This is a genomic window from Sphingobacterium sp. GW821-FHT03E03 (assembly GCF_059420745.1).
In genome coordinates this window covers 166,133-181,538 of record NZ_JBWKUH010000003.1, presented here as the reverse complement: position 1 = coordinate 181,538, position 15,406 = coordinate 166,133, and the positions used below count along the sequence as shown (strand labels likewise).

Below are 15,406 nucleotides of genomic sequence, written 5' to 3'. Positions count from 1 at the left end.
GGTTGGCAGATCGGATCTTTGCGGATGATTAATAACTGATTTTGCTCATTGATGATACCTGGGATATCCCGGTAAATTTCAACCCTTTTTTTGCTGTAGCGTTGTTGATATCAATGATGTAGGTGTAATATTGTTTGTCGTCTTTATCCTGACAGGTATAGTAAGCCTTAGCGCCACCTTTGTCAACATATACGACATCTTTATAACCTTGTTGTTCATGGGAAGGAATCTCTAGGATTTCTGTCATTTTTTTGGTTTGTATATCTATGATATATAATTTGACAAGACCACCGCCTACACCTTCGGACTGTTCACCCTTGTTGTAGATCGTCATTAAAAATTTATTGTCTTTGAGATAACTACCTCTTGCTATTTTACCCTTTCCAAGAGATTCGATATCGAAATAGTAATCTTTATCAAATTCATCCGTTCCTTTTTTGATTCTCAGGAATCCAGATTTGTTTTTTGTAGCCAATGATGCTTCATTTGCCGAGAACCATACATATGCATCGCCCTTATCGTCTACTGCTAAACCTTGTTGAGCAAACCAGTTTCCGATATGGGAACCTCTTCCATCACGGATTGTTTTTTCAAATTTAAGTTCAGGATAAGAGAAGATACCGATATAGGTAGTATCTGTCGTCGTAAAATCTCCGCCCCAGTTATTTGAACCATCTCCAGATTGGAAAGGAATATAGACTTTATTACCTACTTGAAATACACCTGTCCAGATCGCCATGCGTTTACCACCCAATACTTTGGAAAGATCGACCGTGTTTTTGTTGGCAATAGAGAAATTTTGTGCATCATAGTTTCTTAGCGTCGCGACAGGGTTTACCATACTTCTGTTGGTTGTCCCTAAAATCACATTTTTATCACCGAAATTACCATAGATACCCGCGGTTTCAGCGTTGACCTGATCATCTTTAAGTCTTTGCAGATCGCCTTTGGCATCAATAGCATAAGGAGTGATAGGCCCTTGTCCACCGTATGTCAGACCAAAAACATGGTTGTTTTGATTGATAAAAGAAAATTCTGTTGCTGGCATACCGTTACCTACAATACTTAAATTACCTTGGCTAACATCATCCGTAGTAACAATATAAGTACCTGATGAACCCGACTCTGAACTCCCTTGACCAGTTACGATAAAGACAAATTTTTCCTTCTTTTTCGAGTTTCCTGAATCTTCTCCTCCTTCAACAGGCTTGTCTTTTGAACAAGCGGTAATTGTTAATACGCCACAGGCTACTGTAAGCAATCTTAAGTAATTTGACTTTTTCATTTTGAGTTATTTAATAAATTGTGTGTTATTTTTTGCGTATAAAGTATCTGAATTTGACATTGAAAGACCGACTAGGTTTCTGCATTTCAAAATTGTCGTATCGTGTTGCGTCGGTTAGGTTATTACATTCCAGCGCAACATTGTATTTTCCCGAAGCCATCGCATAGACAATGTTGACATCATGGGATAGTTGTTTGGGAATAATGAAACGCTGTGCTGGTGTGCCCAAACTTGGAAAATCCAAAAAGAAGGCATGGATATATTGGAGGTTGTAACCGATCGTCAATGTATTATGTTTACCTCCGAAGTGGTGCAAATAATAGGCCGCATCTGCATTACCATATAAATATGGGATATTAGGCATGCGATCTTTGTAAACGCTGCTTTCTACGAGTTGACCGGGCTCATATTTCGTGTTATTGATTATATTTTGGTAGGTTAGATTACCACCGATTGAAAACTGATTTTTATAGAAATATTTTAGATTAAGATCTACTCCATTATTGAGTACACTCCTTAAATTGAGGTATTTACTCTCTCTTTTATTGTTTGAGCTTAATGGGCTGATGTAGAGTCTTATAAAATCAGTTGCATTTCTATAGGTATAGTTAGCATCTATGATGATATGATTATTTACATTCCATTTTTTTGTGTAGGAGAGGCCGACATTGATGTTATGGCTATTCTCTGGTTTAAGTGTTGGATTTGCACTCAGGTCTTGCGCATCGCCAAATAATTCGTTGTTTTCAGGTAATCTGGAAGCTTTCTCATAGGAAGCTTTCAATTGTAGGGTTGGATTGACAAAGTAGGAAGCGGCAAAGCCATAACCTAATTTATTGACCGTCGTTTCTACATTTTTGTAGATTTCATTTTTCTTGACTTCTTCAAAGTATTTACCTTTTTGGTTGTAATTTTTTACAAATACATTTAAATCCCATTGATCGGCTATATTCGTACGATAACCTAGTGCAGTAATATTTTTTGTCGTTTTTCGCGGCAACTTGTTGATTTCGAGATCTGGGTAATATATGTCTTTTCCTTTGCGGTCAAACGTTGTCAATAGGTGATTGACCATAAAATGGTGTTTTTCATTGATCGCATAGGAGAGGTTGGCAATGAAGTTGCCATTGTTATTGTTGAAACGATAATCGCGTAGTTCGTTTTCACCTCCGGGAGCATTAGGGTTATTTTTATCTTTGGGTTCACTTTCTCCGGACCAGGTAAATCTTCTATTCACTGTATCCAGACTGCGTTCTTTACCGAGATTGTATCGACCAAATATGTTGACATCTAGTCCCTTTACAAATAGATCTTTTTTGATGTATTTTACACTGGGTTGGATAATATTTCCCAGGGCTTCTCTGCCTCCATAAACATCGTCCATGTGGTTTCCGGTCTGGATTTCTTTTTTGTTTTCACCCAGTGTGATTCCAAAAAGTAGCTGATCTGCATATTTCTTGTTGGAGACTCCGATATTATAAATCATTGTTTCATTTCGGTAGGTGTCGTGGAAACGCCTTTTTCTTCCTTTGGTATATTTTCCGGTTTCAAAATCAGCCGTCCGCACATTCACCCAGTAATTGTTGTCCGAATAGTTTTGAAAGGCCGACAAGGTCATCGTTAATCCGTTATTCGAGATGTATCCTGCATTTACCGCAGTTTTATGTGTGTTGAAGGAACCATAAGAATAAGAAGCATCAAGGTACTTACCAGGGTCATTTTTCGTGACAATATTCACAGCACCACCTAAGGCATCGCCACCCAGCCATACTGGAACAACGCCTTTATACACTTCTACACGCTCGGCAAAATTGATCGGGATATTATTCAATTGAAATGATGAACCAAAATTGTCCATCGGAATACCATCCAGAAATAATTTGACCTGATTGCCGGAAAATCCATTAATACTAAAAGACATATTTGATCCAACACCGCCAGACTCTCTCAAGCGTAAGCCCGAAACTCTATTAAGTGCCTGCCCGATATCTAAAGTCGTATTGTACAGTTTTTTTGCATCTATTGCAGAGACATTGTAAGGTTGTCGTGTTACTTCACTTGTCGTGGATCGACCGATAACTTCAACTTCCGCCATGACTTTTTGATCTGGGGTCATTTGTATTCCGGATAGATCAATAACATTTTTACTACAGATTACTGACCGATTTATAGTCTGATATCCAACAGCGGAAATTGTAACCTGATGATTACCGAAAGAGATTCCACTTATTTTGAAAAAACCATTTTTGTCTGCTTTGGCTCCTTTATTTGTACCCGATAGGACAATTGTTGCCCCATGAATAGGCTCGTTTGATGTATTGGTAACACTACCTTTGACTTCGGCTAGTTGTTGGGAATGTGAAGGAAATGATATGATTAGGAAAAAGAATAACCATACTACTTTAAATTTTGACATTACTTTATTTAGATTAATTACACACAGAGAAGTTGCGTAACTCTAAATCTACCGAAGGTCAAAACAGTAAATAAAAATTATTATTTTTTAATGTACTGAATATCAATTGGAAATTTAATGTAGTCGGTCTATCCGAACGATAAAATCGGTCGCTTGATCTAGGGTAAGACCAACCTGAATATTTTTTGATTTGATATTATAGATCCAAACTTGATGCTGATCCTTTGCATCGTCTATTGTGATATAGGCTTTCCCATTTTCAACGAGAACGGATTCTTTGCGTGTGCCTTTGTCGAAAGGCAGGTTTAATTTTGTCGTAGTTTGGCTGATAAGATCGACCACATAGTACTCAAATTGATAGGTGGAATGATGATCACTAAAGTCGGTGTAGCGATCTCTACGTTCACTACGGACGATAGCCTGATTGTTGCCCAAATACCACATGCCATAAGCATGATTGTGCGTTTTGGCTGTTAGATTGAGAAAATAAGTAGGGTTAATGTGGGTGGAATTGCTATCAATTCTGAAAATTGCGGTAGGTTTTGATGGGCTGTTGCCTAGTGCAATACCGGGGCAGGACATAAAATAGAAATTGCCATTTTCGTCATGAAAGCTATAAGATTGAACAGTATTGACTCCTCCGGGGTAAGAAGAACGAGTATCTTTTTGTATATTTTCTAATTGTAAAGTCGTCTTATCCAGTGTCGCAATATACATTGTATCTATTGTGGTAAAGTCAGTCTCGTTAATCACTTTATTAAAGGTATAGCCAATCAATAACCGTTGTTGGTGTATGGTATCAAATCCGACGGAAAGAATCTTAAAATCCGCTGAGGCCGAAGGTAGTTTTACTTCTTGCTGTTGGTTGATTTTGAAATCGTTGACAGTAATTTTATAGATCCATAGCCGACGGTTTGTTTTGTTGTCCAAAGTAAATAGGAGTAATGTGTCTCGATCAAGCCAGTTTATATTTTCAATATGCTGATCTTGCATAGCCACCTGTGCAATTTCCTTTAATCCATTTGATTCAAGTGTATATTTTTTGAATTTTCCCGCTCTTAAAAAATAAAAATGCTTGTCCTTAACGATGATGCTTCGATCGAATTGTTGTGTCGGAATGTCGATGCCATTTTTTGAAATGGTTAGATTTCCACTATCAACGGTATTTGAGGTGATGATCGTGTTTCCGAGATCTTTATTCATCGTATAGAGACTGTACTTCCCGTCGATATTTCTGCCCCCATCTTCCGTTCTACAGCTTATTACTAAATGGAGTAATAGCAAGGATAAGAATAGCGTGAAGCGGTTGGATAGCATGAGTGTATGGACTAATTGAAGTTCTTCTTATTTAGATGATATTAAATTGTATTTTCAGTTCGTGTTGGATGGTAGGGGCTAAAAAGGTAAGTTCCGATTTGGAGATTATTACCTGCTTGCCATTTTTTTGTGGTTTTAATACAAAATATGTTTCCCCATGTTTGAGCTCCTTCTTTTTATCTGTTCCAGAAAAGCTAAATGCAAAGTTTTTTTTGGGAATGAACATCATATTGCCTGAGGTTTTGAATTCCCCGGTATCCGTATTGATCTCAGCCCGTGCATTTTTACCCAAGATGATATTATAACTGTTCTGGTTAATATACTTCAGTCCAGCACTCGTTCTGTTATCAAAGATGGCGGCAGCTTTTTCGGCATCCTTGCTGAATTGATAAAAACCAACACAGAGTAAAAATACAATACTGGCTGCTATTCCAATATATTTAAAGCTATATTTTTTAGGAGGAACTATTGTTGGGGCTTCGGACTGATCAATATGGCTGTTCAGCTCGGCCCAGATATCCGTTTCTAATTTTGTTTTTTTAGTGATGGAAATAGACAAGGGCTCCGAATCGAGGGTATCATCCAATAACCATTCCTCCACAAGAAGTTGTTCTGCGGGAGAGCATTGGCCTAAATGATATTTCTCTATGAGTTTATGGTCTATTTTCATATGATATACTTCCTGACAAAAGTACAGGATTTCTTTTGTATAGCTAAATTTAGGATATATATTCCGTTAGTTCTGTTTTTAATGTTTTTAATGCTCGTGAAATATGATATTCTACCGCTCGTTCAGAAATATAGAGTTTATGCGCAATTTCCTTGTTGGTGAGCCCCTGTTCTCTGCTCATGCGAAATACATTTTTACATTGTTTGGGCAAACTATCGATCAGATTTGATATCTTCTTGGCTAGTTCATCAGCGATCAGCGAATTATCTACGTAATATTCTTCTCTTGTATTTGAAATATTGTCCAGGTGTTGTTGTCGTGATACTTTATTGCGGATATATTCAAATGTTTTGAGCTTTACTGATCTGATCAGATACCGTTCCACCTCTATGAGACGAAGCTCTTCACGTCGCTCCCAAAGTGATTTGAAAACATCCTGTACGATTTCCTTGGAATGCTCTTCATCTTTGATACTGCTCAGGCAAAAGGCAAACATACCTTCCCAGTGTTGAAGATATATTTGCTCAAAACCTGCTTTATCTATAATAAAAAACTCTTTTTCCAAAATACCAGTTCTCTGCTTGTTCTGACGCAAAGATAGGCTTATTTAGATTCGTTTTAAATAATTTCTAAATTTCTTTTACGAAATCCTTGATCGCTTTCCCCGGATCTGTGGTTTTCATAAAATTTTCACCGATTAAAAAGCTTTGGAAACCAGCCTTTTTTAACGCTTTAATCGTCTTGGGATCGGAGATGCCACTTTCAGACACTTTGATGTATTCGGATGGAATCTTATCCAAAAGATCATACGAATGTTGTAGATCGACGGTGAAATCTTTTAAGTTTCTATTATTGACACCAATGGCATCAATATCGTCGAAAAGATTATCCAAAAGTTCCTGTTCATTGTGTACTTCAAGCAATACATTGAGTCCGATCTGATGTGCATATGCGGCAAACTCCTGAACTTCTTCCTTTTTGAGGCAGGCTGCTATTAAAAGGATGACATCAGCACCATAAGCCTTGGCCTCAGTAATCTGATATTTGTCGACAATGAATTCTTTACGCAAAATAGGGATGTTAATTGCTTCCCTTGCTTTGGAAAGATCTTCAAGATTGCCCTTGAAAAACTCCCCATCGGTCAGCACAGAAACCGCCGAGGCACCGGCTTCTTCATAGGCCTTGACAACATCTTCGACCTTTGCCGTACTGTTGATATCTCCTTTTGAAGGTGATGCTCGTTTATATTCAGCTATAATCCCTGTTTTTTCAGGATCTAATATAGATTCCCGTAAAGAAAGACAGGCTACATTGAAATAGGGATAGTTCAACAGCTCTTCGAATGGAACTAAGGCCTTCGCCTTTTCTACTTCTATTCTTTTTCGTTCAATGATTTTATCGAGTATAGTCATTTTTTGTGTTGAGTATTAAGATAACCAGTTTTCAATTAATTTTTTTCCATTTGTTGTCAATACTGATTCCGGATGGAACTGCATGCCTCGAACATCATACTCCGTATGTGTCAGTGCCATGATGATGCCATTCTCGTCTACGGCTGTCACTTTAAGTGTGCTTGGCAATGTCTCTTTGTTTACAGCCCATGAATGGTAGCGTCCTATTTTGGAATCTTTCGGGAAGTCCTGAAATAGCTTTTCGGATTCATCAGTGACAATAATGCTGGTTGCAACCCCATGTAGCGGCTTTTCCATATTAAATAGTGTGCCGCCGAATACTTCGGCGATTGCCTGTTGCCCCAGGCAGATGCCCAATATACTTTTGTGCGGAGCATAGGTGCGGATCACGTCAAGCAATAGACCTGCCTCTTCCGGAATCCCGGGACCTGGGGAAAGAAGTATTTTATCGAATGCTTCCAGATCTTCCAGTTTGAATTTATCATTTCTCAACACCACATAGTCCTGTCCCAACTCCTGGAGCAAATGAACCAAATTATAGGTGAATGAATCGTAATTGTCAATGACAACGATTTTATTGTTGCTCATAGCCTCTTGTTGTATAGTCCTGATTAAAGTAATTATCTATTTCCTGAAATATCGCTTGAACAAATTCCACTGGTAGGTCGAATTTTTTTGCCAGTGTCGCCTGATTGCTGCTGATATTTTTAATAATATGCTGCCCGGCATCGGTATGATCATCCAACACTTTTGCCTTGTTGAGATAGGTTTTCCGCAAAGCCAGTAATTCAACGATGCGGTTGTCGATGGTGTCTATTGAAACATTGATATGTTGGGTATTGACACAGTATTCTAATGGTCTGATCATAACGTTTCTGCTAATTGTAATGCTTTTCGCAAAGCAGCTATTTTATTGTTGACCTCCTGAAGTTCCATTTCAGGGTCAGAGTCCAGTACAATTCCTCCACCAGCTTGATAGTGCAAGGTGTTTTGTTTACTGAGGAATGAACGAATCATGATGGCGTGATTGAAATCGCCATTGAAACCCATAAAGCCAATCGCTCCGGAGTAGAAAGAACGTTGCAATCCCTCGTAGCGGTCAATGAGTGTCAATGCCATGTGTTTTGGAGCCCCAGAGAGCGTTCCGGCAGGGTAGGTATCTCCTACAATATCGAATGGATTGATATTATCTTTCAAGACACCTGTTACCTTCGATACCAAATGGATGATATGGGAGTAATATTGCGGTTCCATATAGGATTCTACTTTAACCTGAGTACAGTGTCTGCTCAGATCATTACGGGCAAGGTCTACCAACATCACATGCTCGGAGGTTTCTTTCGGATCTTGCTTTAGTTTAGAGGCAATCTTTTGGTCTTCCTCCATGTTCCCGGTTCTTTTGAAAGTTCCGGCAATCGGGAAGATCGTAGCCTGCTTGCCATGGATGCGCAATTGTGCCTCAGGCGATGAACCGAACAGTTTAAAGTCACCATAATCAAAATAGAATAGGTAAGGTGAGGGGTTAATGGAACGTAATGCACGGTAGACATTAAATTCATCACCTGAGAATGGTGTTCGGAAGCCACGGGATGGAACGATTTGAAAGACATCACCACGTTGGATATGTTCCTTCATCTTTTTGACCAATTGGCGATGCTCTTCATCGGTACGGTTGGAACTTTCCTCTCCGGCCAATTTGAACGTATACTCTGGGAAGTTTTTGTTCTGGATCAGGAATTGCATGCGTTCCAGTTCTGACTCTTCATCTTCCAAAAGATGTTCGAAGATATAAAGCTGATTACGGAAATGGTCTATGGCAATCACATACTTATAAACATGATACTGCATAAACGGTATTTTCCGTGCCGGATCAACAGGTGTTGTCAGTTTGATATCCTCAAAATGTTCGATGCAATCAAATGTAAAGTAGCCAAATAGACCGTTGGAGATTAAGTTCAGTTCGGCTATCGTAGAATCTTCAAAAGAATTCCTGAAATCGGATACCTCCTGACGTAATTCTATTTCTTGTGCATTTTTTACAATCCTTTCTTTTCCGGGATAGGTTAATGTTAACTCTCGCTCATCTAGTTGAATCCCTGCTATAGGCTGGCAACAGATATAACTGATATTGTTGTCACGACTATGGTAGTCGGAGCTTTCCAATAACAATGAATTTGGAAAGATATCCCTTAATCGAAGATAAATACTCACCGGTGTTGTTGTGTCGGCAAGCAACTTTCTGCTCTGTGTTTTGAATTTATACTTCATTTTATTCTTTTCTTCGTTATGATAAATTTTATACAAAAAAAACCCGATACTGGTTAGCATCGGGTTTGGAATTTCCACAAATGGTTTTGGTTGATTATGAAATATTATGACAATACCAATTGATTCCCGATGCTTATTGCTTCAGGCCACCACCAATTTGTATTTGTATATCTTCGTGTCATTATTACACAAATTTATAAAAAAAAATAAATAACCAAACTTTTTGTGATAAAAAAACAAAAAATACCCTTATTCCTTAATCATTTAATAAATCAGGGCGTCGTTCCTGTGTTCTTTTTAGCTGTTGTTCGTCCTTCCATGCAGCAATTTTTGCTTCATGTCCACTGAGTAAAATATCGGGTACTTTGCGCCCTTTCCACTCTGCAGGGCGTGTATAGATTGGTGCATCCAACAATCCGTCCTGAAAAGAATCTGAAAGCGCAGAGGTTTCGTCCGATAAAACTCCGGGGATCAAGCGGATGATCGCGTCTGTAACAATTGCCGCTGGAAGTTCACCTCCGGACAGCACATAATCACCTATTGAGATTTCCTTTGTCACATATATATCTCTGATGCGTTGGTCTATACCTTTGTAGTGACCACAGAGAATCATCATGTTACCTTTTGTCGAGAGTCCGTTTGCAATATCCTGATTGAAGGTTTCTCCATCAGGCGTCATATAGATGATTTCATCGTATGTCCGTTCGGCCTGTAATTGTTCAATACATTTAGCGAAGGGTTCGATCTGTAGTACCATGCCAGAGCCACCACCATAGGGGTAATCGTCCACACTTTTGTGCTTATTTGTTGAGTAATCTCTTAAATTGTGTACATATATCTCCGCGAGGCCTTTATTCTTTGCACGTTGCAAAATAGAGTGTGCAAATGGACTTTCCAAAAGGTCTGGTAGGACCGTAATAATATCAAAACGCATGGCGCAAAGATACACAAAAATGATCCATTGTCTATTTATAAGATTGATTCGCTTATCTTTGTGGCAAATTTAAGTGTACATACAGTGATTGACGTAAATAATATTTCTGTTTCCTTTGGGGGAACGACTCTTTTTTCGGATGTATCTTTCTCGATCAATGAGAATGATAAGATTGCATTGATGGGTAAGAATGGTGCGGGTAAATCTACCCTGTTGAAAATTATCGCTGGAGTGGGTAAGCCTACGACAGGTAATGTGGCGGGGCCAAAAGACGCCGTCATTGCTTATCTACCGCAACATTTGCTGACGCAGGATCATGTGACGGTCTTTGAGGAGACCTCGAAGGCTTTTGAGGAGGTCTATGGGATGCGGGATGAATTGGAGCAGCTGAACGAGCAATTGAATATCCGTACAGATTATGAGTCGGATGATTATATGCAATTGATCGAGCGGGTGTCGGAACTGAGCGAGAAGTTTTATTCAATCGAAGAGGTCAATTACGATGCAGAAGTAGAAAAGGTATTGAAGGGGCTTGGTTTTGAGCGTTCTGACTTTACCAGACAGACGTCGGAGTTTTCCGGGGGATGGCGTATGCGTATCGAGCTTGCTAAAATACTCTTGAAGAAGCCGGATCTAATTTTGTTGGATGAGCCAACCAACCACATGGATATCGAGAGTATCCAATGGCTGGAGGATTTCCTTGTCAATTCTGCCAAGGCGGTTATTGTTATTTCACACGATAGAGCCTTTGTCGATAATATCACCAACCGTACCATCGAGGTAACGATGGGTCGTATTTATGACTATCGAGCTAAGTATAGCCACTATTTGGAGTTGCGTCAGGAAAGACGTCAGCATCAATTGAAAGCTTATGAGGAGCAACAACGTTTTATTGCTGACAATCAGGAATTCATTGATCGTTTCAGAGGTACTTACTCCAAGACTTTACAAGTGCAGTCGCGTGTAAAGATGTTGGAAAAATTGGAAGTTATCGAAATTGACGAAGTAGATACTTCGGCCTTGCGCCTGAAATTTCCCCCCTCACCTCGGTCGGGTCAATACCCTGTCATTGTGGAGGAGCTTACCAAGGCCTATGATGAGCATGTGGTATTCCATAAAGCCAATATGGTGATTGAACGTGGCGAAAAAGTTGCCTTTGTCGGTAAAAATGGAGAGGGTAAATCGACCATGATCAAAGCGATTATGGGGGAAATAGATTTTGAAGGTACATTGAAGGTGGGGCATAATGCCAAGATCGGTTACTTTGCCCAAAATCAAGCAGCCTTGCTTGATGGTGAATTGACGGTTTTTGATACGATCGATCAAATTGCAATAGGTGATGTGCGTGTTAAAATGAAAGATCTTTTGGGTGCTTTTATGTTTAGTGGTGATGACACGACGAAAAAGGTTAAGGTATTATCTGGTGGAGAGCGAACTCGTCTGGCTATGATAAAACTTCTTTTGGAGCCGGTGAATGTTTTGATCCTCGATGAGCCTACCAACCATTTGGACATGAAGACCAAAGATATTATCAAAGATGCCTTAAAGGATTTTGATGGTACGTTGATCCTTGTTTCACACGACCGGGACTTTTTGGACGGATTAGCAGAAAAAGTATTTGAATTTGGAAATAAGCGCGTGCGTGAGCATTTTGAAGATATAAAAGGATTCCTGGAATATAAGAAAATGAGCAGTTTGAAAGATATTGAACGATAGCATCTAGATCAACAGGGTGTAAACGTATTCTGTTAGTCTATCTCATATAAGCATACGTTACAAGTTTTTGTTCAAATCCCGATATTTGCAGTACAGAAATCAGAAACTTTATCTGTAAACGAAGCCTCCCGGGCTTAACTGGTAGTGCAACTGACTTGTAAAAAGTAGGTCATTGGTTCATCTCAATAGGAGGCTCAGTTATAAAAAGCGGCTTTATATAAAAAAGCCGCTTTTTTTCTTTAAATGAAGATTAAATCGAATCTTCAAGATTTTTTTCTTAATCCCAAAGTGTATGAAAGATACCTTCCTGATCAATAGGACGATGTGCATTAGGGGAAATAATTTTCTCCAGACCGGGTAAAACAACAGATAATCCGTATATTGAGTTCTCCTAAACATCAATTTTATTTATGATCATTGGATTAGACATTGGGACATCATCTGCGAAAGCTGTTGCATTTGACGACGAAGGTAGCATCTTGTCGCAGCATAGTATACCTTATCCCATATTAAACCCGTCGGAAGGCTGGTACGAGCAAGATCCGGAGATTGTTTATGCTGCATGTATTGAGTCTATTAGGTATGTAATGATTAACTTAAAGCAATCTAGCGCCGAGATACTGAAACCCGTATGCATTTCGGTGAGCAGTGCTATGCACGGACTGATCGCTGTTGACTCGGCGGGAAAGCTACTTAGCAATTGCATGATATGGGCAGATCGCAGAAGCGAGGATATTGCGGTTGCCTTGGAGGCAAGTGAGGCGGGCAGGCAGCTTTATCAGCAGACGGGCACACCAATACATCCCATGTCTTTACTTTGCAAATTAATGTGGATAAAGTCTAACGATCAAAAATTATTTGCTCAGTCGCACAAGTTTATCGGTATCAAAGAATTTCTTTTTTACCGGCTCTTTGGAGTTTATGTGGTCGATCATTCCATTGCATCGGCAACAGGGCTTTTCGACATACATCAGCTAACATGGTCTGATCAGGCGTTAAGATTGACGGGCATATCGGAAGAGCAACTAGCATCACCAGTTCCGGTCGATTATGTTTTAAATATGCCTAACCGAGAAATTGCGGCATTGATGCACATCCCTGAAGATACCCCTTTTGTTATAGGTGGTAGCGATGGTTGTTTGGCTAATCTCGGGGTAGGGGCTATAAGTCCTGGGGTGGCTTCGGTAACTGTCGGTACCAGTGGCGCTATTCGCGTAGCAGTTCGCAGGCAAATCAAGAAAAAAAACAAAGGCTATTTACCTACTTACTGAGACCAAATGAATATATAATTGGTGGCGCGGTTAACAATGGAGGTGTATTACGCAACTGGTTTCGAGATAATTTTACCCAAATGGAAACGGATGGAGATTCTTCTGCCTCGTTAAATGCTTTGGTCGACTCCGTCGTTCCCGGGGCAGAGGGCTTGATATTCTTGCCCTATTTAACTGGTGAACGGGCACCACATTGGAATTCCAATGCAAAAGGCGTTTATTTTGGAATACAGCTGCATCATGGGAGGGCGCACTTCGCACGGGCCATGATGGAAGGAATGTTGTTTGCAATTTACAGTGTAGGAATCGCATTAGAGGAGAATACCGGTCCCATTCATACGATCTTTGCAAGCGGCGGCTTAGCGCGTTCATCGTTGTGGGTGCAAATGCTTGCAGACATTTTCAATAAACCTGTGTTCACCAAAAATACGGTAGAAAGCTCTGCATGGGGAGCAGCATTGATAGGCTTGGAAGCATTGGGTATACAGAGGAGTGATCCTACCGTAAACAACAAGCAAGCGGAGGGAAAACAAGATACCGAGCACTATTACAAACCGAGTGAAGAGAATCATGCGGTATATATGAAGAACTTCCAGAAATTTGAACACCTGTACCATATATTGGAAGGTGAGTTTTAACTAGATGTAAATTATTATGCCTCTAATCATCGTTATTTTGGGAGTAGCTTTACTACTTCTTTTAGTCACTGTTGTCAGGTTAAACACGATCTTTTCATTACTGATAACTTCTGTTGCGGTCGGTTTTGCTATGAATATGAACGCTATGGATATCCTTAAATCTGTTGAAACCGGAGTGAGCAGTACCATGGGCCAGTTGGCACTTTTGTTGGCCTTCGGGTCTTTACTGGGTAAGTTGATGGCAGAGGGTGGTGCTGCAGAAAAGATTACAACAGTACTCACGGCTGTATTTGGCAGAAAGAACTTACCTTGGGCAATGGTTCTCACAGGCTTTTTAGTAGGAATTCCCTTATTTTACAATGTCGGTTTTATTGTCTTAGTACCGTTTGTTTTCATGGTATGTGCTTCCAATAAAATGCCCTTGCTTTACGTAGCTATGCCATTGTTGGCAGCGCTGTCCGTGACGCACGGTTATTTGCCGCCACATCCGGGAGCTACGGCCATAGCGCTTGCCTACAATGCGAACATAGGTTTAACAATGGCCTATGGCGTTGTTGTGGCAATTCCTGCCATAATTATCGGTGGGCCACTCTTTGGCAGGATGCTTAAGCGTATTCCGACCAACCCACCGGCCGAGTTTTTTCCTGAGCAAAATCAAGCAGATAGGGAAGAGCTTCCCGGATTTGCAATTAGTATATTTACAGGGCTGTTTCCAATAATTTTAATTGCTTTTGGTTCATTTGCACATCTACTATTCCCAGAAGGCTCCTCTTGGCTGACGGCACTACGTTTCTTGGGTGATCCGGTGGTGGCTTTAATGATTGCATCGCTAGTGGCGATGTACACGATGGGTATTCGCCAAGGCAAAAGTTTGCGGGAGCAGTCAGCAAGTGTGGAAGAAGCAATTCGTGGGATAATGATGATCCTTTTTATCATTGCAGCATCAGGCGCCTTCAAGCAAATTTTGGTAGATAGTGGTGTAGCCAACTACATCGCTGACCTAACCGCAGACCTTAGCTTGTCGCCTCTTGTGCTTGCATGGTTGATAGCCGGTATCATTCGCTTAGTTATCGGTTCGGCAAGCGTTGCTGGGCTCACGGCAGCGGGCATTATGCTCCCCATTGTGCAAGCAGGAGATGTTACTCCTGAATTAATGGTGCTAGCGACTGGAGCGGGCAGTCTCATGTTCTCACACGTCAATGATCCGGGGTTTTGGATGTTTAAATCTTATTTTGGAGTGAGCATGAAGGACACATTTCGCTCATGGACGGTGATGGAAACGCTCGTTTCTGTTATTGGTTTGATCGGTGTCTTGATTTTACACGGGCTTGGTCATTGACAGCGAATGAGAAAGTATCCTATTGCCATTACATGAATTGCTCAAACGAATATTGAATTATACAGGCCCATAATCGGTTGATTATGGGCTTTTTTTTGAAGGAAACCTTTGTTTGTTTGTTTTTTCTTAATATCGTGACA

The 15,406-nt window shown here is 40.2% G+C and carries 14 protein-coding genes; 4 read left to right on the top strand and 10 right to left on the bottom strand.

Annotated features, from left to right (window positions below; all coding sequences use genetic code 11):
* Positions 1-28 precede the first annotated feature (28 nt).
* The 10 genes from AC07UV_RS05820 to trmD form a co-directional block, all read right to left on the bottom strand.
* Positions 29-1,285, bottom strand: coding sequence for a DUF4374 domain-containing protein (locus AC07UV_RS05820; protein ID WP_495183012.1), 1,257 nt, complete (start codon positions 1,283-1,285; stop codon positions 29-31).
* A gap of 25 nt (positions 1,286-1,310) precedes the next feature.
* Positions 1,311-3,701: a TonB-dependent receptor gene (locus tag AC07UV_RS05815; protein ID WP_495183011.1), complete on the bottom strand. Its 2,391-nt coding sequence runs from the start codon at positions 3,699-3,701 to the stop codon at positions 1,311-1,313.
* A gap of 114 nt (positions 3,702-3,815) precedes the next feature.
* A complete protein-coding gene (locus tag AC07UV_RS05810) occupies positions 3,816-4,904 on the bottom strand; it encodes a DUF4374 domain-containing protein (protein ID WP_495183010.1) in 1,089 nt (362 codons plus the stop codon).
* 145 nt (positions 4,905-5,049) lie between these two features.
* Positions 5,050-5,688 (bottom strand): hypothetical protein, encoded by a 639-nt coding sequence (locus AC07UV_RS05805; RefSeq protein ID WP_495183009.1) that lies wholly within the window; start codon positions 5,686-5,688, stop codon positions 5,050-5,052.
* Between the two features lie 49 nt (positions 5,689-5,737).
* Positions 5,738-6,283 (bottom strand): RNA polymerase sigma-70 factor, encoded by a 546-nt coding sequence (locus AC07UV_RS05800; RefSeq protein ID WP_495183008.1) that lies wholly within the window; start codon positions 6,281-6,283, stop codon positions 5,738-5,740.
* Positions 6,284-6,317: 34 nt separating this feature from the next.
* Positions 6,318-7,100, bottom strand: coding sequence for an indole-3-glycerol phosphate synthase TrpC (gene trpC, locus AC07UV_RS05795; protein WP_495183007.1), 783 nt, complete (start codon positions 7,098-7,100; stop codon positions 6,318-6,320).
* 15 nt (positions 7,101-7,115) lie between these two features.
* Positions 7,116-7,688, bottom strand: coding sequence for an anthranilate synthase component II (locus tag AC07UV_RS05790; RefSeq protein ID WP_282250808.1), 573 nt, complete (start codon positions 7,686-7,688; stop codon positions 7,116-7,118).
* Positions 7,675-7,968, bottom strand: coding sequence for a chorismate mutase family protein (locus AC07UV_RS05785; RefSeq protein WP_120261797.1), 294 nt, complete (start codon positions 7,966-7,968; stop codon positions 7,675-7,677). Before AC07UV_RS05785 ends, AC07UV_RS05790 begins: the two co-directional genes overlap by 14 nt.
* A complete protein-coding gene (locus AC07UV_RS05780) occupies positions 7,965-9,368 on the bottom strand; it encodes an anthranilate synthase component I family protein (protein WP_495183006.1) in 1,404 nt (467 codons plus the stop codon). The genes AC07UV_RS05785 and AC07UV_RS05780 overlap by 4 nt, the downstream gene beginning before the upstream one ends.
* Positions 9,369-9,624: 256 nt before the next feature.
* On the bottom strand, positions 9,625-10,302 hold the full coding sequence (gene trmD, locus AC07UV_RS05775; RefSeq protein WP_495183005.1) for a tRNA (guanosine(37)-N1)-methyltransferase TrmD: 678 nt from the start codon (positions 10,300-10,302) through the stop codon (positions 9,625-9,627).
* An 84-nt stretch (positions 10,303-10,386) separates the two neighbouring features.
* Between trmD and AC07UV_RS05770 the strand changes: the two genes are divergently transcribed.
* The 4 genes from AC07UV_RS05770 (at position 10,387) to AC07UV_RS05755 (ending at position 15,266) form a co-directional block, all read left to right on the top strand.
* A complete protein-coding gene (locus tag AC07UV_RS05770) occupies positions 10,387-12,018 on the top strand; it encodes an ABC-F family ATP-binding cassette domain-containing protein (protein ID WP_495183092.1) in 1,632 nt (543 codons plus the stop codon).
* Between the two features lie 410 nt (positions 12,019-12,428).
* Positions 12,429-13,289, top strand: a complete 861-nt coding sequence (locus AC07UV_RS05765; protein ID WP_495183004.1) for an FGGY family carbohydrate kinase — start codon at positions 12,429-12,431, stop codon at positions 13,287-13,289.
* Complete coding sequence (locus tag AC07UV_RS05760) at positions 13,286-13,927, top strand: FGGY-family carbohydrate kinase (protein WP_495183091.1); 642 nt, start codon at positions 13,286-13,288, stop codon at positions 13,925-13,927. Before AC07UV_RS05765 ends, AC07UV_RS05760 begins: the two co-directional genes overlap by 4 nt.
* Positions 13,928-13,943: 16 nt before the next feature.
* Positions 13,944-15,266 carry a gluconate:H+ symporter gene (locus tag AC07UV_RS05755; RefSeq protein ID WP_495183003.1) on the top strand — a complete coding sequence of 441 codons (1,323 nt, stop codon included), beginning with the start codon at positions 13,944-13,946 and terminating at the stop codon, positions 15,264-15,266.
* Positions 15,267-15,406: the final 140 nt, after the last annotated feature.

What these genes read in the sequence shown, in the direction of transcription:
- AC07UV_RS05820 (WP_495183012.1), bottom strand. Translation starts at nt 1,285, where the DNA reads ATGAAAAAGTCAAATTACTTAAGATTGCTTACAGTAGCCTGTGGCGTA.
- AC07UV_RS05815 (WP_495183011.1), bottom strand. Translation starts at nt 3,701, where the DNA reads ATGTCAAAATTTAAAGTAGTATGGTTATTCTTTTTCCTAATCATATCA.
- AC07UV_RS05810 (WP_495183010.1), bottom strand. Translation starts at nt 4,904, where the DNA reads ATGAATAAAGATCTCGGAAACACGATCATCACCTCAAATACCGTTGAT.
- AC07UV_RS05805 (WP_495183009.1), bottom strand. Translation starts at nt 5,688, where the DNA reads ATGAAAATAGACCATAAACTCATAGAGAAATATCATTTAGGCCAATGC.
- trpC (WP_495183007.1), bottom strand. Translation starts at nt 7,100, where the DNA reads ATGACTATACTCGATAAAATCATTGAACGAAAAAGAATAGAAGTAGAA.
- AC07UV_RS05790 (WP_282250808.1), bottom strand. Translation starts at nt 7,688, where the DNA reads ATGAGCAACAATAAAATCGTTGTCATTGACAATTACGATTCATTCACC.
- AC07UV_RS05785 (WP_120261797.1), bottom strand. Translation starts at nt 7,968, where the DNA reads ATGATCAGACCATTAGAATACTGTGTCAATACCCAACATATCAATGTT.
- AC07UV_RS05780 (WP_495183006.1), bottom strand. Translation starts at nt 9,368, where the DNA reads ATGAAGTATAAATTCAAAACACAGAGCAGAAAGTTGCTTGCCGACACA.
- trmD (WP_495183005.1), bottom strand. Translation starts at nt 10,302, where the DNA reads ATGCGTTTTGATATTATTACGGTCCTACCAGACCTTTTGGAAAGTCCA.
- AC07UV_RS05765 (WP_495183004.1), top strand. Translation starts at nt 12,429, where the DNA reads ATGATCATTGGATTAGACATTGGGACATCATCTGCGAAAGCTGTTGCA.
- AC07UV_RS05755 (WP_495183003.1), top strand. Translation starts at nt 13,944, where the DNA reads ATGCCTCTAATCATCGTTATTTTGGGAGTAGCTTTACTACTTCTTTTA.